Annotated in this window: 12 protein-coding genes, 1 pseudogene and 2 CRISPR repeat arrays; of the genes and pseudogenes, 11 read left to right on the top strand and 2 right to left on the bottom strand. The window is 70.3% G+C overall.

Features of this window, described 5'->3' with window-relative positions:
• Together BBK14_RS33850 and BBK14_RS33845 are read left to right on the top strand one after the other, a co-directional pair.
• Positions 1-629 (top strand): annotated as a pseudogene (locus BBK14_RS33850) (hypothetical protein); the annotation flags it as partial.
• A gap of 221 nt (positions 630-850) precedes the next feature.
• Entirely contained in the window at positions 851-1861 is a 1011-nt protein-coding gene (locus BBK14_RS33845; RefSeq protein WP_071067203.1) for a DUF2278 family protein, read from the top strand.
• A 79-nt stretch (positions 1862-1940) separates the two neighbouring features.
• On the opposite strand, the gene BBK14_RS33840 is transcribed toward BBK14_RS33845, so the two are convergent.
• Positions 1941-2480: a hypothetical protein gene (locus BBK14_RS33840; RefSeq protein WP_071067201.1), complete on the bottom strand. Its 540-nt coding sequence runs from the start codon at positions 2478-2480 to the stop codon at positions 1941-1943.
• Between the two features lie 144 nt (positions 2481-2624).
• A complete protein-coding gene (locus tag BBK14_RS33835) occupies positions 2625-3605 on the bottom strand; it encodes an endonuclease/exonuclease/phosphatase family protein (protein WP_071067200.1) in 981 nt (326 codons plus the stop codon).
• A gap of 176 nt (positions 3606-3781) precedes the next feature.
• A CRISPR array of direct repeats spans positions 3782-5213; the repeat unit is 28 nt; unit sequence GGAAGATCCCCGCGCGTGCGGGGACGAC.
• A 181-nt stretch (positions 5214-5394) separates the two neighbouring features.
• On the opposite strand from BBK14_RS33835, the gene BBK14_RS41520 reads away from it, so the two are divergent.
• From BBK14_RS41520 to BBK14_RS38645, 9 genes are all read left to right on the top strand, one after another.
• A complete protein-coding gene (locus BBK14_RS41520) occupies positions 5395-8241 on the top strand; it encodes a CRISPR-associated helicase/endonuclease Cas3 (protein ID WP_071067199.1) in 2847 nt (948 codons plus the stop codon).
• 117 nt (positions 8242-8358) lie between these two features.
• Positions 8359-9996 (top strand): type I-E CRISPR-associated protein Cse1/CasA, encoded by a 1638-nt coding sequence (gene casA / locus BBK14_RS33825; protein WP_083391430.1) that lies wholly within the window; start codon positions 8359-8361, stop codon positions 9994-9996.
• Positions 9997-10021: 25 nt separating this feature from the next.
• Positions 10022-10609: a type I-E CRISPR-associated protein Cse2/CasB gene (gene casB / locus BBK14_RS33820; RefSeq protein WP_083391429.1), complete on the top strand. Its 588-nt coding sequence runs from the start codon at positions 10022-10024 to the stop codon at positions 10607-10609.
• A gap of 99 nt (positions 10610-10708) precedes the next feature.
• A complete protein-coding gene (cas7e, locus tag BBK14_RS33815; protein ID WP_116430212.1) occupies positions 10709-11851 on the top strand; it encodes a type I-E CRISPR-associated protein Cas7/Cse4/CasC in 1143 nt (380 codons plus the stop codon).
• On the top strand, positions 11848-12699 hold the full coding sequence (cas5e, locus tag BBK14_RS33810; protein WP_071067196.1) for a type I-E CRISPR-associated protein Cas5/CasD: 852 nt from the start codon (positions 11848-11850) through the stop codon (positions 12697-12699). Before cas7e ends, cas5e begins: the two co-directional genes overlap by 4 nt.
• Positions 12700-12706: 7 nt before the next feature.
• Complete coding sequence (cas6e, locus tag BBK14_RS33805; RefSeq protein ID WP_071067195.1) at positions 12707-13447, top strand: type I-E CRISPR-associated protein Cas6/Cse3/CasE; 741 nt, start codon at positions 12707-12709, stop codon at positions 13445-13447.
• Between the two features lie 3 nt (positions 13448-13450).
• Positions 13451-14443: a type I-E CRISPR-associated endonuclease Cas1e gene (gene cas1e, locus BBK14_RS33800; RefSeq protein WP_071067194.1), complete on the top strand. Its 993-nt coding sequence runs from the start codon at positions 13451-13453 to the stop codon at positions 14441-14443.
• Positions 14440-14718 carry a type I-E CRISPR-associated endoribonuclease Cas2e gene (gene cas2e / locus BBK14_RS33795; RefSeq protein ID WP_071067193.1) on the top strand — a complete coding sequence of 93 codons (279 nt, stop codon included), beginning with the start codon at positions 14440-14442 and terminating at the stop codon, positions 14716-14718. The genes cas1e and cas2e overlap by 4 nt, the downstream gene beginning before the upstream one ends.
• An 18-nt stretch (positions 14719-14736) precedes the next feature.
• A CRISPR array of direct repeats spans positions 14737-17633; the repeat unit is 28 nt; unit sequence GTCGTCCCCGCACGCGCGGGGATCTTCC.
• Positions 17634-18038: 405 nt separating this feature from the next.
• The gene (locus tag BBK14_RS38645) at positions 18039-18209 is read left to right on the top strand and encodes a hypothetical protein (RefSeq protein ID WP_157904381.1); all 171 of its coding nucleotides are present in this window, start codon (positions 18039-18041) and stop codon (positions 18207-18209) included.
• Positions 18210-19005 lie beyond the last annotated feature (796 nt).

The following is a 19005-nucleotide window of genomic DNA, read 5'->3' as shown; positions in this document are numbered from 1 at the left end:
AGCTGGGTGTGGCCAGGGCCACCGCGAAGCTGCCGAAGCGGGCCTGGCAGCGGATACCCACCGGCGCGGGGCAGAAGGGCGTACGCGACTACGACTGGGCGATGATCGAGGTCACCGCCGACGACACGCCTGAGGGGCAGGACCGTACCGCGGGGACGTCCGTGCTGCTGGTGCGCCGGCACCGCTACACCCGCACCGTGTCCTACTACCGCTGCTTCGCCCCCGGGCCGGTGCCCCTGGCGCGACTGGTGTCCCTGGTGTGCCGCAGGTGGCGGGTAGAGGACGACTTCCAGGACGCGAAAGAGATCTGCCACCTCGACAAAGGGCAGGTCACCTGCTGGAACTCCTGGCACCGCTGGAGCGTGATCGCCCTGGTCGCCTACGCCTTCCTGGCCGTCACCGCCGCCGGTGAACGCGCYGCCCAGACCGGCCGGRACGAMCCCACCGAAGCCGRCCTCGTCCCGCTCAGCAGCCACGAACTCCTGCGCCTGCTACGGGCCTTGATCCTTCCGTCGCCCCGACGAGACCGCGAGCACCTGCTGTGGTGGTCCACCTGGCGCCGCCGCCATCAACACCGCGCCCGCCTCTGCCACCTCAGATGGCACACCTACGCCGACACCACACCATGATCAGAAAGCACACCAGTAGCTATCTACAGCTGCCGTATCAGTCAATGTTCAGGAAGGAGTGGAAGGGAACCCGGCCGGCCACGTCGCTCGGGAAACGCTGGGGGACGATGGTGCGGAAGGAAGAGCGGCCCGGTTTCGTGCCCGCCGCTGAAGCGCACCGCACGCCGGTGTTACTGTTCGCTTGGATCTTGTCGCGGTAGGAAAGGCCGATGGAGGTTGTCATGCCGCTGGCAGAGTACGGGGTTCTCGTCGGCCGGGTCCGTGACCGGCGCCGGGAAGGCGGGAAGAACAGCCCGCACTACCAGATACACGTCGACGCGGCCGGCACCCAGTTCCGGGTCGCGGTGAACGTCCTCTCCGCCCTGGCACCCTCGGAGCTGCTCTACACCGCGGACGAGGACTTCACCCATCCCCTTCTTCCCGCCCTGGCCACCGTCTCTGACGGGTTCACCGCGCTGCCCAGCACTCCGGGGGGTCTGGCGTTGGACTTCATCCGCGCCAACCTGTTCGACCGCACCGCGCTGCGCACCCTGCCCGCCGACCAGCCGGGCCCGGATAACGACCTCGCGGACAAGCTCGACCACTACATCCAACGTGCCGCCGCCGACCCGGCGGCGCGTCTGTACGCGTTCGGGCAGCGGTGGGGTCCCGAGCCCTCCACCCCGGACAAGGTCTTCGGGTTCAGCCCCGGCAACGGTGTCCATGACATTCACATGAACCAGGGCAACACCGGCCGGTTCACCGCCGACGACGGGGTCTGGCAAGACGGTGCCCTGATCCTGGCGTTCCCGGACCGGTGGGTCGCGGTGTTCCTCGCGTTCCAAAGCCAGGCCTGGCACACCGACGACACCACCGGCCACACCCTGCCCGGGATCCCACCCGCGGACCCCGACGGCCACCCCGCCCCTGGCGAACCCGACCGGCAGATCCGCATCATCGCCGCCCTGGTCAACCCGACCGGCCCCGCACCCGAACCCGAGACCGTCACCCTGCTCAACACCACCGCCGGCCCGGTCGACCTGACCGGCTGGACCCTGCTCGACCGGGCCCAGCACCGCGGCCCACTACCCAGCGTGCTCCTGCCCGCCGGCGACACCGCGCGCCTTCGGGTTCCCCCGCTGGTCGCGCTCGGCAACAACGGCGGAACCCTCACCCTCCTCAACCCCGCCGGTCTCAAGGTCGACGGCGTCGCCTACACCACCGCCCCCGAAGGCCGCACTCTCGCCTTCTAACGCCGACACCCGACGCGACACAACCTTCGTGCCATGCGACCTCGACGCGCCAGCGTGATCCTCGTTCCGTCACTGGCCGTCAGACATCGGGGCCGCGGGGGGTGTGGGCAGCGAGGCGGGCAAGCAGCTTCTCCGGAGCTGTTCTCAGGGCGTCGGCGAGTTCAACGAGTAACGCTGCCGCGATCTTCGTGAGGGTGTCGAGGGTGCGCTGCGGAATGCGGGCGGCGTCGACGAGCAGGTCCTCGTGCAGCGCGTCCCACCCCGTGGACGCGGAAGCCGGGGTGGGGGTGGCCATGTCAAGGCGGACGGTCAGCAGGCCGACCGCCGGCTCGGGGTCGGTTGCCTGACCGGCGTGCGCGACGGCGATCGCGCGGAGCATCTCCTGCGGGCAGGCGCGGGTGGTCTTCGCGAGCTGGAGGAGCAGCCCGACGGTGAGCCGCTCCACACTATGGATCGTCTCGGTGGGCGCGTCGGTGCTGGCCTCGCGGATCAGCGTGCCGATCTGACGGCGCGCCGCGCGCAGCGCGGCGGTATCCGGGTCGTCTTCGTGCCGGGCAACCTGGAGCTGGCCAGCGAGCAAGGCGAGCGCGTACCGGGCAGCCCTCGCGGGATCGGTCACGGCCCCCGAGTCTCCCGCCTACCCGCAGGGCTGGTCCAGTACCGGGCTGACGCCGCGGCGGAGCCCCCGCGCGGGCTGGCCAGAGGACTACGCAAGGGAACGGGCACCTGTCGCGCCACACGCGCGAACGGTGGCCCCCGGGGGTCAGTCGGTTTCGGTGACGGTCATGGCGATGGGGAAGTGGTCGGAGTAGCCGGTCTCGTCCACAGACGCGCCCATGCCGCCGAAGGGGCGGGGCCGGGGGTAGTCGCCGGTGTGGACCAGCTCGGGGAACCGCAGGATCCGCACGCTGTCGGGGTTGGCGTGCAGGGGGCTGGTGGGGCGGGCCATGTTCGCGTTGACGAGGAACTGGTCGAGCAGGTTCGGTTCGTTCTGAAAGTAGAACGTGCCCTCCGGCGTGCCGGCGGCGGGCCACATCAGGTTCCAGAACCGTGGCGTGTCCGCGTTGATCACCCGGACGGCCTGCCGGGTCGAGAGGGCGTGGGCGACGAGGGAGGTGTCGAACGGTTCGTCGTTGAAGTCACCCATCGCCAGCGCGGCGGTGTCCTGGCCGTGTTCCTCACGGACCCGCTGGTGGAAGTAGGCCAGGGTCTCCCCGGCGATAGCCCGGTAGCCGGCGGACTCGTACTGCCCCCCGGACCGGGACGGCCAGTGGTTCCCGAACACCGCCCACGTCCGCCCGGTGCGGGTCTGGAAGTTGACCTGGACGATTTCGCGGGTGGCGTTGCGGCGCATCACCACGTGGAAGAACACCTGCCCCGCCGGGGCGGTCAGCAGGGCCGGGTCGTAGAGGAACGCGACGTCGATCCCGCGGGCATCGCCGGTGTCGGCGTGCACGATCTCGTAACGGCGGCCACCCAGCCGGTCGGCGACCGCCGCGGCGAGGAGCTCGAGGACGAACCGGTTCTCCACCTCGCACACCCCGAGCAGGTCCGGGCCCGCACCGCCGTTCATCTGCGCGATCACCGACGCCAACTGAGAGACTTTGCGGTCCCGGAGCTGCGGCGTCCAGCCGGCGAGGTCGTCACCGAGAGCGCGGGCGAGTTTCTCGGTCCGCCGGGGTGAGTTCTCCTCGTCGAAGAGGTTCTCGAGGTTCCACCAGGCGAGGTAGTAGGTCGTTGGCATCGGACCCCCCAGTCCACACGTGCCCCTACGGCACGATCACCCTACCGCCCGCACCCAGCCGACCACGAAAGACGCTATTACCAGTCGCCCTCGCGCCACCCACGTGCGGCGGGGGCGACACCCTGCCTGAACGAAGCGGCGCGGACCTGGAGGGGAAGATCCTCGCGCGTGTCCGACAAAGATCCCCGCGCGTGCGGGGACGACAACGGCGAACCTGGCGCGCAGGGCATCGCCCAGGGAAGATCCCCGCGCGTGCGGGGACGACACACCCATCGAAGAAGGGAGGACCGAGATGGCGGGAAGATCCCCGCGCGTGCGGGGACGACGCGTTGATCTCGGCGGCGGTCGGCGCCGCAGTGGGAAGATCCCCGCGTGTGCGGGGACGACTGGACGGTTTCCGGAAAGCCTGAGAGAAGGGCGGGAAGATCCCCGCGCGTGCGGGGACGACCAGACGGCAGACGCGATCACCCGCCGCAAGGGCGGAAGATCCCCGCGCGTGCGGGGACGACAGGTCATCGTCCGATTCGGCGAGCGCGGGCAGGGGAAGATCCCCGCGCGTGCGGGGACGACGATGACCTGCGCGCTCGGATCGAGTCGGGAGAGGGAAGATCCCCGCGCGTGCGGGGACGACTCCGTGGTGGCCACCTCCACGACCGCCTTGCGCGGAAGATCCCCGCGCGTGCGGGGACGACGAGATCACCGTCTATCTGGACGTGCCCGCCGAGGGAAGATCCCCGCGCGTGCGGGGACGACTCGCGGGGGATCGGCTGTGCCGCCACGAGTCGAGGAAGATCCCCGCGCGTGCGGGGACGACGCCACCTGGCCGCACCATCCCGGGGATTCCACGGGAAGATCCCCGCGCGTGCGGGGACGACCTAGAGGGCACTGCGCGGCCCCTGGTCTCGGACGGAAGATCCCCGCGCGTGCGGGGACGACGCTGAGCCGGCCACGATCCGCGCCGTGCCAGCGGGAAGATCCCCGCGCGTGCGGGGACGACGGCCCGGGGAGATGTCACCTCCCCGGGCCATCGGGAAGATCCCCGCGCGTGCGGGGACGACGAGCGGCAGGTCAGGGCGACCGACCCGGAGGCGGGAAGATCCCCGCGCGTGCGGGGACGACATCACGACAGCCTGGCCGACCTGCAGGTCCACGGGAAGATCCCCGCGCGTGCGGGGACGACACGATCGGGGCGATGTACGGACTGGTCGTACGGGGAAGATCCCCGCGCGTGCGGGGACGACACGCGGCCAAGGCCACGGTCGGTGTCTCCGCGAGGAAGATCCCCGCGCGTGCGGGGACGACGGCTATCCGGTTCGCGTACCACGCCTGAAGCTCGGAAGATCCCCGCGCGTGCGGGGACGACCGACGTCGACGTCCAGGGCCACAGCGACGACAGGGAAGATCCCCGCGCGTGCGGGGACGACCCGTTCGATGGCCTCGCCGGCGCGGACGGTCAGGGAAGATCCCCGCGCGTGCGGGGACGACCGCGTTGCGGTGGGTGTCGGTGTAGATGACCGGGGGAAGATCCCCGCGCGTGCGGGGACGACCCCTCGGCGACCTCGGCGACCTCAACCGTCCGAGGAAGATCCCCGCGCGTGCGGGGACGACGCTTGCTGACCTGCGGCTTTACTGCTCGATGGGGCCCAAATTTATCAGTCCCGTCGGAGCGGGCGGGTGGTGTCTGGCCGGGCTGGTGTGGTGGTTGACGGTGTCGGGCGGGGCCTGCTGGTCTGGCCGTTGGCTGCTGGTGGTTTGATGGCCTGCTCGTGTGCCGGGCTCGGGGGGTCTTATGCGCGATGTGGCGTTGGGTGTGCTGTGGGGGAAGTCGAAGCCGAAGTCGGATCCGCAGGGTTCGATGCATCTGCTGCTGGGGCATTTGTTGGACACGGCGGCGGTGGGTGAGCTGGTCTGGGAGAGGTATCTGTCGGCGTCGTCGCGGCGGATCCTGGACGGGTGCAGCGATGGTCGTGGCCGTTCCTTGTTCGTCTCGCTGTGTGGTCTGCATGATGTGGGTAAGGCAACTCCGGCTTTTCAGATGAAAGATGATGGGCTGGCTGGTCGGGTGCGCGCGGCGGGTTTGGACTGGCGGAATCTGTCTCCTCGGCAGGGCCGCGGGTGGCATCATTCCGCGGCCGGTGCGTTCATTGTCCGTCGGTGTCTACAGGGTTCCGGGTGGAACGCGGAGGGGTGTGGGTGGGTGTGGCCGCTGATCGCCGGTCATCACGGGGTGATTCCTCCGATCGGCCGGACCGTGCCGAAGAGGAATGGTGAGGCGCAGGGCCGAAGCCAGGCGTGGGTCGACGCGCAGGACGCGTTCGTCTCCCAGATCGCCACCGACCTCGGTGTGGATCTCGCATCGTTGGCGGATGTGCGGGTCCCGACACGGGCGGGACAGCTCGCAATCTCGGGCTTGATCATCATGGCGGACTGGGTCGCGAGTGACCAGACGCGGTTCGGTGGTCAGGCTGATCTAGCTGACATTTCGCTGGCCCAGTCGCGGGAGCGGGCGGTGCGGGCGTGGGAGGACCTCGGGCTGCGGGGCGGGTGGCGCGCCGGACGGGCAGCCCCGGTGGGGGTGGGTGATCTGGTCCGGTATCGGTTCGACAAGCCGGCCCGGGAGGCGCAGGTGGGAGTGGTGCGGGYGGCGGAGGAGATGGCGGGGCCGGGTCTGTTGATCGTGGAGGCGCCGATGGGGGAGGGGAAGACGGAGGCGGCGCTGGTMGCGGCGGAGGTGTTGGCGCGCAGGTTTGGTGCGGATGGGGTGTTTGTGGGGATGCCGACGCAGGCGACCGCGGATCCGATGTTTACCCGGGTCGGGGCCTGGTCGGTGCAGGTTGATCCGGAGACGCCGTTGGGGTTGTTGCATGGGCGGGCTCGGTTCAACAAGGAATGGATGGCGTTACGGCAGCGGACGGTGTTCGGGGGGATCTGCGACGACGCTGACGAGTACGGCATGGAGGACGTGTACGGCGCTGCCGGGGATGCGGGGGATGTGGATCGGCCGGCGGCGAGTGGGGTGGCGGCCGCGGAGTGGTTCTTCGGCCGGAAGCGGGGTCTGCTGGCTCCGGTCGCGGTCGGCACGATCGACCATGTGCTGCACGCGGCGACGCGGACGAAGCACGTGATGCTGCGGCAGGCGGGCCTGGCGGGCCGGGTCGTGGTGTTGGACGAGGTCCACGCCTACGACGTGTACATGGCGCAGTTCCTGTTCGAGGCCCTGCGCTGGCTGGCGGACGCCGGTGTTGCGGTGATCGTGCTGTCGGCGACGTTGCCGCCGCAGCTGCGCCAGAATCTGATCCGCGCCTACACCCAGGGAGCGTTGCAATGCCGGGACGTCGCCCCATCGCTCGAAGCAGGGGGAGAGCCGGCGGGCTATCCCAGCGTGACGTCAACCTGCGTCGTCGACGAACTCCCGGTCACCCGCGTGCGGTCCTATCCGTCATGGCGGAAGCCGCTGCCGGTCGGGGTGGAGATCCTCGACGAGGACGAGGCCTTCACCCCCACGGCGGTCGCGGCCACGGTGAGAGCGGAGATGATCGACGGTGGATGTGCGCTGGTGGTGTGCAACACCGTTGCTCGCGCTCAGGCCGTCTACGAGGCGCTCCGCCCGGCGTTCACTGACGATGTTGTTCTCCTACACGCCCGGTTCACCGCGGCGACGCGCGCTGCCTGGACGGAGCGGGTGGTCGATCCCCTCGGTCCGCCCGGTCGTGCCGCGGCGGCACGGCGGCCGGAGCGTCTGGTGGTGGTGGCCACCCAGGTGGCCGAGCAGTCGTTCGACGTCGACGTGGACCTTCTCGTCACCGATCTTGCGCCGATCGACCTTCTCCTGCAGCGTGTCGGCCGCCTTCACCGCCACAAGCGACCCGCCCGGGATCGCCTGGCTCGGTTTCAACAGCCTCGGGTGATTGTTGCCGGGGTGCGGTTCGACCCTGACCGGCCACCGACCTGGCCGGCGGGAAGCCGCGCCGTCTACGGGGACCATCTGCTGCTGCGGTCCGCCGCGTTGGTCGCCGACGCGGTTGCGGGGGCAGGCTGGTCGGTGCCCGAGGAGGTTCCGGCCCTGGTCGCGGCGGGCTACACCGACGGGCCCCTCGGCCCGGACCTATGGGCGCCGACCGCGGCCCGCTACCAGCAGGAAGCCGACGAGGCCGCGAAACGCCGCGAGACGAACGCGAAGGCGTTCCTGCTCTCCGGTGAGGACGAGTTGGGAAAGCCCACCTTGGACGGGCTGCATGACCGGTCGACCGCCGCGCTGGAATCGGAGGAGCGGGTCGCCGCGGTCGTCCGTGACGGCGAGGAGTCGGTGGAGGTCATCCTCGTGCGACGCAGCCCGTCGGGTGGCTACCTGACCCTGACCGGCCGGCACCTTGGGCGGACTGGCGAGGCCGCGGTCAGCGACGAGCACCTCCTCGAGGACGTCGTCGGCGCGACCATTCGCCTCCCGGCCAGCAAGGACATCACCATCGCCGCCCGCAGAGACCTCACACCCCTCCCCGGCTGGGACGGCGACCCCTGGCTGAAACGCACCCGCGCACTCGTTCTCGACACCGCCCTATCCGCCCAGCTTGGCGGGTACCGGCTGGTCTACGACCATCAGGTCGGCCTGAAACACGAACGCACCGCGGCGCGGTGATGCCCACCGGGCTCCATCGGTCTCATCGCGAGAACTGTCGGAGGGGTCTGGTAGACCTCGCATGCCCCTTCTAGGGCAAAGACACACGCGCGTCGGTAGGTGATATGGGGGAGATTGGTGAGCGGATTCGACCTGAGGTCTGACCCGTGGATCGAGGTGGCAGAGAAAGGCCACCCGCGTGAGGTGGGCGTGCGTGACGCGCTGGTGCATGCCGACCTGCTCGAGGGCTTGACGGTCACCGACCCACTCGAAGGCGTCGCGGTACTGCGCCAGGTACTCCTTCCTGTGGTGATAGACGCCGTGGGTGCCCCGCGGGATCGCGCTGAGTGGGCGCGAAGGTTCGAGCAGGGCAGGTTCGACGGCGAGGACGTCCAGCGGATCGTCGACTATCTGGACGCGCAGGCCGCAGCGTTCGATCTGTTCGATCCGCTGCGGCCGTTTGCGCAGGTCGCAGGCCTGCGAACGGCGAAAGGGGAGACGAAGCCGGTCTCGTTGCTGATTCCTCGGCTGGCGTCCGGGAACAATGTGCCGCTGTTCAGCGCCCGGACGGAGAGTGACCCGCCGGCGTTGACTCCCGGGGCGGCGGCGCGGGCGTTGCTCGCGGCGCACTGCTGGGACACGGCGGCGATCAAGTCGGGTGCGGTGGATGATCCGCTGGTCAAGGCGGGGAAGACGACTGGGAATCCGACCGGTCCGCTCGGGCAGCTTGGCGTCGTGGTGCCGATGGGCGCGACGCTGTTCCAGACCCTGATGCTGAACATGATGATCATGCCGCAGGGTGTTTATCCGGTGGACCGTCCCCAGTGGCGGGGGGAACAGGCGGCAGGTCCTCGGTGGCGGGAACGCGGCCCGCTGGGCCGTCTTGACCTGTTGACCTGGCAGTCCCGCCGGCTCCGCCTGATCCCCGAGGCCGATGCCAGCGTGCCGGGGGGTGTGGTGGTGCGGCGGGTGGTGCTCTGCGCGGGGGACCGGCTGCGCGGATCGGTGCAGGACCTGGAGCCGCATACGGCGTGGCGGCAGGTCGAACGACCCAAGGCCGATGATCCGCCGGCCCGTCCGGTGCGCCATCAGCCTGGTCGTGCCGCGTGGCGAGGTTTGGCCGGGCTGTTGGCCACTGCCGGCCCGACCGGTGATCGGGTGTCGGCGCCTGCGGTGATGGAGCAGCTCGCCGGGCTGCAGGTCGAGGGCCGGGTGCCGGAGGATCTTCCGTTGCGGGTGCTGACGGTCGGGGTTCGTTATGGCACCCAGTCCGCGGTGGTCGAGGACGTGATGGTGGACGAGATTCCGTTGCCGGTGGTCGCGCTTGCGGCGGATTCGCGGGTGCGGGAGGTGGTGCTGGCGGTGGCTGAGGGTGCGGAGGCGCTGCGGATCGCGGCGAACCGCCTCGGTGACGACCTTCGTGCGGCGTGTGGTGCGGAGAAGGTGCCGTGGGATCGAGGGCAGCGGCTCGGGGATCTTCTGATTCACCGGTTCACCCCGGTGGTGCGTCGGCTGTTGGCCGGCCTGCAACGACAGCCGGACGCGGTCGAGCAGGCGGAGGACGCCTGGCTGCTGGTTGCCCGTCGTCTGGCGTGGGAGGTGGCGGATCCGGTGCTGTCCGCGGCGGGTCCCAACACGTTCCTGGGTCGGGCGCCGGATCAGCGGTTCGGCCCACGGCTTTCGGTCGCGGAGGCGTCGTTCCGCCGTGCCCTCAACGACATCCTCGGCCCCGCCAGCCCGCGTACCGCGCCGGCGACCGGATCGACCGCAGCATGATTGCCACCGAGTCGGGGGAGGCCCCATGACCGTTGAAGCCTCAACATCAGCCCCCAGCCCCGGGGCGACACCGCCGCCGCGGTTCTTCTGGGAACGTGCGCATGCCGGTGGCCGTCCGGACGGCGCCGTCCTGGCCGCGTTGCGGCGCGGTGCTGGCCGTGACCCGGGCACGGTCCCGCAGATGTGGCGGCACTACACGACCCTGGACCAGAAAGGGCAAGAGACAGCCGACTTGCGGGCGGAGCACGCCGCCCTGATCCTGTTCGCGATGCATCAGCAGTCCCAGACCCGCCTGATGCACACCGTCGGAGTCGGCCTCGGCGCGGCGGTTCGCCGCCTGCGGGAGAGTGAGAAGTTCAGCGCGGACGCGGTGGACCGCCGGTTCGAAGCAGCTGCGACCGCGACATCGCTGAGCGAGGCTTCCTACCATCTGCGGGGTCTGGTGCGTCAGCTGCGTGGTCTTCCGCAGCCGCTGGACTACACCGAGCTGTACTGGGATCTGGTGGCTTGGCAGGATCCAGACCGGATCGGGCAGGTGCGACGCCGGTGGGGATCTCAGTACTTCCCCGGCCGGGACCGGAAGACCGACACTGCTGCGTCGACCGCCAGCTGATTCTGCCCGCCGTTTTGGATTTCGTCCCATTCTGTTTTTCATCTCATTCGCCGTCGCGACGGTCGAGATTCCTGACCCATCACATGAAAGAGCATGCGAATGTGCACCTACGTTGATGTTCATATTCTGCAGACCGTTCCGCCGTCGAACCTGAACCGTGACGACGCGGGGACGCCGAAGCAGGCGACGTACGGCGGGGTGAAGCGGGCCCGGGTGTCGTCGCAGGCGTGGAAGCGGGCCACCCGGACCGCGTTCGCCGGCCTCGTCGACCCCGCGACGCTGGGGACCCGCACCAAGAAGATCTCCGCGTTGCTCGCCGAGCAGATCGTGGCCCGCGGTGGGCTCGCTCCCGACGCCGCCGTTCGGATCGCGACGAGTGTGCTGGCCGAGCTGGACATCAAGCCTGGGAAGAAGGCGGCGGAGACGGCCTACCTGCTGTTCTTTGGCCGGCCGCAGCTTGAACGACTCATCGACCTGGTCGAAGCCGACCTGCCCCGTCTCGCCGGTCTCGACGACGCCGCGTTGGCCGAGGCGGTGAAGGGTGTTTCGGTGCGGGAGACCCTTGGAGCGGGGCATCCGATCGACGTGGCGTTGTTCGGGCGGATGGTCGCCGACCTGCCCGGGTTGAACGTGGAGGCGGCAACGCAGGTCGCGCACGCGCTGTCGACGCACGCCACCGAGGTCGAATTCGACTATTACACCGCCGTTGACGACGAGAACCCGAAGGAAGACACCGGCGCCGGGATGATCGGCACGGTCGAGTTCCAGTCCGCGACCCTGTATCGATTCGCCACCGTCGGCCTGCACCAGCTCGTCGACAACCTCGGCGGGGATGTCGAGGCGGCGGTGGACGCGCTGCGGGTGTTCCTGACCGCGTTCACCACCTCGATGCCGACTGGGCACGAGAACTCGTTCGCGCATCGCACCACCCCGAGCCTGCTCACCGTGACGCTGCGCGCCGATCAGCCGGTCAACCTCGTCTCCGCCTTCGAACAGCCCATCAGGGCAAACGGCCACGGTGTCCTCGCCGGGTCCATCGACCAGCTCGCGAACGAACTGGCCTCCACCACCGACCTGTGGGGCCTGCGCCCTGAACTGGTCGTCTCCACCTACCGCACCCCCGACACCGCCGACCGCGCGACAACCCTGGCCACCGCTCTCGGCGCACCGGTTCCCTTCGGGCAGGTCGTCGACACGGTCACGGCCGCGGCCCGGGACCGGCTGACCACCACCGCCCGATGACCACCACCAGATCCCCGGCGGGGCGTTGTCTGGTGCTGCGGTTGGCGGGGCCGTTGCAGTCGTGGGGCGGGGCGAGCATGTTCAACCGCCGCGACACCCAGCCCGAACCGACGAAAAGCGGCCTGATCGGCCTACTCGCCGCCGCGCAGGGGCGCCGGCGCACCGACCCGATCGAGGACCTCCTCGAGCTGGCGTTCGGCGTGCGCACCGACCAGCCCGGCACCCTGCTCCGCGACTATCACACCGTCAGCGACTACCGCGGCCGTCCGCTGCCCTCAGCGGCGGTCTCCGCGAAAGGCCTGCAGAAGCCGACCTCGCCTGCGAAACACACCCACATCACCGAGCGGTACTACCTGCAGGACGCCGTCTTCGTCGTCGCGGTCAGCGCCCCCGACCAGCTCCTGACCACGCTCACCGACGCGGTGGGTGCCCCCGCGTTCCCGCTCGCGCTCGGCCGCCGGTCCTGCCCACCGACCCACCCTCTTCTCCTGCGCCCGCCGGGTGGGGGGAGCGGCCCTGGGTGGGTGGGGTCGCCGCTGGAGGTCCTCGCCGCGGTGCCGTGGCAGGCCAGCCGGGCACACCGCGACCGTCTGGCGAACCTGAAACCCCAACCACGCGCCATCGATCTCCCCGTCAGCGTCGATGACCCGGAGGGTGAGGACGTCCGCCGCGACCTGCCCGCCAGTTCCCTGCCCGGCGCGCCGGCCAGTTTCGACCCGCGGCATCGGGCGTTCACCAGCCGCCGGGTCCACCAGGACTGGGTACAGCTACCGCCCCCTTGGCCCGTCGACCCCGCCACCGCGGATTCGCCGGCCGCTCATGACCCGTTCGCGCTGCTGGGATGGTGACCAGCCCATGACCTACCTGTCCCGGATCTGGCTCAACCCCCTGCGCACCGGCGCCCAGGGGCTGATCCGCAGCCCGCAGAAAACCCACGCCGCGGTCCTCGGCGGGCTCGCCGCCCAGCCGGTCACCGAACGGGTCCTGTGGCGGCTGGAAACCAGCCAACCCCACCGGGCCGAACTCCTTGTCCTCACCGAAACCCGGCCCTCCTGGGAGCATCTTGTCGAACAGGCCGGCTGGCCGGGCTCCGACCAGCCCCAGGCCATGGTCCGCGACTACCAGCCGCTCCTCGACCGCCTCCAGCGCGGCCGCGAGTTCGCGTTCCGGCTGCGCGCCAACCCCGTCACCGCCACCCGCACCCCCACCAAACCCTCCGCCCGGCAGAAAGAACACCTCGCCCAGGAACGGCCCCGCGGAGTCCGAGTCCCCCACCGCACCGCCGCCCACCAGCTGACCTGGCTCCTCGACCGCGTCGAACGATGGGGATTCACCCTCCCGACCAGCCAGGACACCGGCCCCGCGGCACGGCTGACCGCCCGCGAACGTCTGACCTTCACCAAGAGCACCGCCGGTGCCACCGGCGCCAACACCAGCGGCCGGCGGGTCACCTTGTCCACCGCCACGTTCGACGGAGCGCTGCGCGTCACCGACCCCGACCAGGCCCGCCACACCCTCCTGCACGGAGTCGGACCCGCCAAAGCCTACGGCTGCGGCCTGATCACCCTCGCCCCCCTCACCACGGCGGGAGGCTGACCGGTGTGGTGGCTGTCCGACCCCCTCGACCTGCACCGCATCGAGGACCGGGTCTCCTCCCTCTACGTCGAGAAAAGCCATGTTGACCGGGCCGACAACGCCATCGTCCTGGTCAACAAGCACCGCACCGTCCGCGTCCCCGCCGCGTTCATCGCCACCCTGCTCCTCGGCCCCGGCACCCGCATCACCAGCGGCGCCGTCCGCCTGCTGGCGGATTCGGGAACCGCGGTGTGCTGGGTCGGGGACCGCGGCGTACGCATGTACGCCGCAGGGCTCGGCCCCAGCCGCGGCTCCGGCCTCCTACTCCGCCAGGCCTACCTCGTCACCCGCACCAAGGAACGCCTCGACGTCGCCCGCCGCATGTACGCCAAACGCTTCCCCGACGACGACGTCACCACCGCCACCATGCAGCAGCTCCGCGGCCGGGAAGGCGCCCGCGTCAAAAAGATCTACCGGACGCACTCCGAACGAACCGGCGTCACCTGGACCCGCCGCGTCTACACCCCCGGCGACCCGTTCGCCGCCGGAGACGACATCAACCGGCTCCTGTCCGCCGGCCACAGCTGCCTCTACGGCATCTGCCACGCCGCCATCGTCGGTATCGGCGCCAGCCCCGCCCTCGGCTTCGTCCACACCGGCACCGCCACCTCCTTCGTCCTCGACATCGCCGACCTCTATAAAGCCGACTACACCATCCCGCTCGCCTTCGACCTCGCCGCCGCAGGCCACGTTGAGGAACGCGACATCCGCACCGCCTTCCGCGACAAGGTCGCCGACGGCCACCTCATGGCCCGCATCGTCCACGACATCAAAGACCTCCTCCTCGACAAAGACACCCCCGACCATGACGACGACTCCCTCCACCTCTGGGACGAGATCGACGGCCACGTCCCCGGCGGCGTCAACTGGGCCGCCGACCTCGCAGACCAATGGGACGACACCACCATCGTCGGCATCACCGGACCCGACACCGACACCGAAACGCCGCCCTGGTGACCGTCATCGTCCTCATCGCCGTCGCCGAGGGCCTACGTGGCCACCTCACCCGGTGGATGATCGAGATCGCCGCCGGGGTCTTCGTCGGGAACCCCAGCGCCCGGGTCCGTGACCGCGTCTGGACCGTGCTCGCCCAGCGCGTCGGAGACGGCCAAGCCGTCATGATCGAACCTGCGGACAACGAGCAGGGCTGGGCCGTACGCACCGCCGGCCGTGACCGCGGCTACCCGATCGACTACGACGGACTGATACTGTTCGCCCGCCCACGCCGGTAAAACCCCAGCTCAGCAAGGGTCGTCCCCGCACGCGCGGGGATCTTCCCGACCCTGACCACCTCCCTGACCGCCGTCGCCGGTCGTCCCCGCACGCGCGGGGATCTTCCGGCGGACGTGGTCGACGGACTGTTCTCGCTCGGGTCGTCCCCGCACGCGCGGGGATCTTCCGGTCCTGTGGTGGACCCTGAACCGTGCGACGGCGTCGTCCCCGCACGCGCGGGGATCTTCCTGTGGTGCCGAGGAGGATCCCTCGGCGGCTGGCGTCGTCCCCGCACGCGCGGGGATCTTCCTTCCTGTGACAGACCCGGGAAGGCATCCCGTGAGTCGTCCCCGCACGCGCGGGGATCTTCCTGCGTGACCCGAAATTCCCGAAGGGGCAGGGAGGTCGTCCCCGCACGCGCGGGGATCTTCCGACGATGGTCGAGCAGGGCAACCGCGACGTCCTGTCGTCCCCGCACGCGCGGGGATCTTCCCGACCACACCGGCGGCCGCCCCCGCCCCGAGCTGGTCGTCCCCGCACGCGCGGGGATCTTCCCCGCGAGGTGCGCGGCTCGTCGTGCCCGGCCGCGGTCGTCCCCGCACGCGCGGGGATCTTCCCGAGGGCACCGGCGCCGGGCAGACCGGCTGGGCGTCGTCCCCGCACGCGCGGGGATCTTCCGGTGAGGTGGACGGCTACGCCGAGCTCGACAGCGTCGTCCCCGCACGCGCGGGGATCTTCCGGTGAGGTGGACGGCTACGCCGAGCTCGACAGCGTCGTCCCCGCACGCTCGGGGATCTTCCCGCGCGGGCGATCTTGTCGACGATGCCGGCGTTGTCGTCCCCGCACGCGCGGGGATCTTCCCGCCTCGACCGTCTCGGGTGGCGCGTTCATCCGGTCGTCCCCGCACGCGCGGGGATCTTCCCGGCAAGAGCTGGGGCGTCCCGGTCCTCGACATGTCGTCCCCGCACGCGCGGGGATCTTCCCAGCCTGCCCACCTCATCCCACTGCGCCCGCGAGTCGTCCCCGCACGCGCGGGGATCTTCCGAGTCAGCCGCTCCTACGCACAGCGCATCGGCGGTCGTCCCCGCACGCGCGGGGATCTTCCCGACGCGGAGTCCATGAGGGACGCGAGCGCGGGGTTGTCCCCGCACGCGCGGGGATCTTCCTACAGGGCCGCCGCCAGGCCGCAGGCGTACGGGGTCGTCCCCGCACGCGCGGGGATCTTCCTGGACGATGAATCTTGAGCCCAAGCCCGGACAGGTCGTCCCCGCACGCGCGGGGATCTTCCCCGGGTCCACATCCCCGACCCACCCGCCGAGGTGTCGTCCCCGCACGCGCGGGGATCTTCCCGGCGACGAGACGGGCGCGGTCAGGGTCAGCGTGTCGTCCCCGCACGCGCGGGGATCTTCCGCGCTGGGTGGACATGGATTTTCCGCACAAGCGGTCGTCCCCGCACGCGCGGGGATCTTCCCCCTTCGGAGGCCGGCGAGTCGGCCGTGGACGCGTCGTCCCCGCACGCGCGGGGATCTTCCCAGGGCCGTGAGATCCCGCCTGGGGATCTCGTCGTCGTCCCCGCACGCGCGGGGATCTTCCGGTCGTCGGCCTGGAGATGGACCCGACCACCCTGTCGTCCCCGTACGCGCGGGGATCTTCCCGTCTCGAGGGCGGCCGTCCAGCGGTGGCCTTCGTCGTCCCCGCACGCGCGGGGATCTTCCCGACCAGTAGGCCGTCCAGCCCCATCCGAGTGGGTCGTCCCCGCACGCGCGGGGATCTTCCCGCACGTTCGAGGTCGTCGGCACGGGCCACCCCGTCGTCCCCGCACGCGCGGGGATCTTCCTCTGACCTACCAGGGGGGCGCGCCCCCGGGAGGGTCGTCCCCGCACGCGCGGGGATCTTCCCGCAAGGTCCGCGCAGCGCGCCGCCTCGAGGCCGTCGTCCCCGCACGCGCGGGGATCTTCCTAGCCTGGATCAACAATCACGGCACTGCGCTTGGTCGTCCCCGCACGCGCGGGGATCTTCCGCGCATCGCCCTCGGGCGGGTGCCGATCGGGTAGTCGTCCCCGCACGCGCGGGGATCTTCCCCTGTACCGGTCCGCCGCGGACACGCTCAAGACGTCGTCCCCGCACGCGCGAGGATCTTCCGGTAGGCGTAGGCGTACCAGGGGAGGGCGACAGGTCGTCCCCGCACGCGCGGGGATCTTCCGCTCGGCCAGGCCCGCCGGACGCTGCTGAAACGGTCGTCCCCGCACGCGCGGGGATCTTCCGTGGTAGGCGCCCCGGGCCAGGCCGGCCCGGCCGTCGTCCCCGCACGCGCGGGGATCTTCCTCCGGCGACGATGCCGCTCTACCTGAAGCGGCGGTCGTCCCCGCACGCGCGGGGATCTTCCCCCCTACCGCGACCGTCTGCTGGGGATCGGGTTGTCGTCCCCGCACGCGCGGGGATCTTCCCGAGCAGCTCGCCAGGTAGGTGCTGCCCAGCGTGTCGTCCCCGCACGCGCGGGGATCTTCCCGGATCCTGATCGACCCCGCAGACCAGGTTCGCGTCGTCCCCGCACGCGCGGGGATCTTCCAGAACGGCGCAGGCCGGGCCGACGAGGTCAACGGTCGTCCCCGCACGCGCGGGGATCTTCCCGTCGTTGGGAGATAGGCGAATGCAGGGTCAGAGTCGTCCCCGCACGCGCGGGGATCTTCCCCTGACCTGACGTTCCGCGATCCCCGCCGCGATGTCGTCCCCGCACGCGCGGGGATCTTCCCGACCCCAGGGCGGTCCCGCAGGCCCTCCCGCCGTCGTCCCCGCACGCGCGGGGATCTTCCCGCGCGGTGCCGGACGTGCGCCGGAGTCCTCTCGTCGTCCCCGCACGCGCGGGGATCTTCCTCGCTCCGGCTACCGGATCGAGCGCCGCCTGTAGTCGTCCCCGCACGCGCGGGGATCTTCCCGAGCCGGGCAGGCTGACGATCGCCGTGGGGATGTCGTCCCCGCACGCGCGGGGTCTCGCAAGGCGGCCGACGCTACCGGACGATGCCAGCCACGTCTGTCAACGTCGTTCCGGCACTGGCGGGGCAGCGCGAGGACGACTTGTAAATCGTGGTTTCGAGGTTCGACTGACGTCACCCCACGCTCGTACGACCTTTGCGGCCTGCGGCGGCGGGCGCGATGTGGTGTGCACCAGCCGACCATGAAGGAGAATTATCAGTCGTCCCCGCGCTACCCCCACGTGTGCGGGACGATCGGGGTGCCAGGGGCACCCCCGCGGATCAGGAGGAGAGTCCTGCGGATGTGGGGACGACTTGGCCGCTCTCGCCGAAACGTTGGACTGTATCGAGCCCGGGGTGGGCAGTCCGTGTACCGCTGGCGGCCCGACGACAGCGGCGCGGACTGCCCGACCGACGCCGAGTCGACGTGTACGGCGGCGTCGCCCGCATCCCGTAACACCGCAGTCCCTGGCGTGGTCTTCACGCCCATCGAGGAGAACGCCTTCATCAGCGCCATCGACGACGAGTTCACCCAGTAGCAGGCAGCACAACCATCAGCCCTCGCTCGGCCGTCGGCTGCCCAGTGTGTCGATCAACGGCCGGGCCGGTTCTTCCTGGCCCTCAATCAACTACGTGGCGTAACCGAAGCATTCTGTGTCCGGTAAGGGAAGATATGACTATTATGTCATGACGTCGCAGGCCATGCCCCGGCCGCGTGTGTGCGCACTGTGTGCGCGGATGCTCCGGCACGGCGCGACATTTTCCGGCACGTTCCGGCACCGAAAACGCCCCGACCTCGGATTTTGCGGCACTGCGCGGCATTTTCCGGTATGTTCAGATACGCGGTGATCCGTCTTGTAATCGAGCGGCTAGGGGTTCGAGTCCCCTCGCCGGCTCCAGGCAGATGGCCTCTGATGCGATGAAGGGGCGGGGCCTCCGCTCCTGGTGACTCCCCGGGGTCGGGGTAGGTCCCTCGGGGTTGCTCACGTCTACCGACGAAGGAGGCCCCTGTGAGTCCATCGTATGAGGGTCGCCAGATTGTGGGAATCGATCTCCATCGGCGGCGGTCGGTGATCGTGCGGATGACCCCGGACGGGTATCCGTTGGAACGGTCCGGATCGGCAACGACCCCGCCACCCTCACCGCCGAGATCAGYCGTGCCGGTGAGCATCCCGATGTGGTGTTGGAGGCGACGTACGGCTGGTACTGGGCGGCGGACGTGCTGGCCGCCTCCGGTGCGCAGGTGCATCTCGCGCACCCGCTGGGTGTGAAGGGTTTCGCTTACCGGCGGGTGAAGAACGACGTCCGCGACGCCGCGGATCTCGCGGACCTGCT

Source organism: Parafrankia soli (genome assembly GCF_001854695.1).
GTDB lineage: Bacteria > Actinomycetota > Actinomycetes > Frankiales > Frankiaceae > Parafrankia > Parafrankia soli.
Note: the sequence above shows the minus strand (reverse complement) of the source record. Positions and strands in the feature narration are given on the sequence as shown.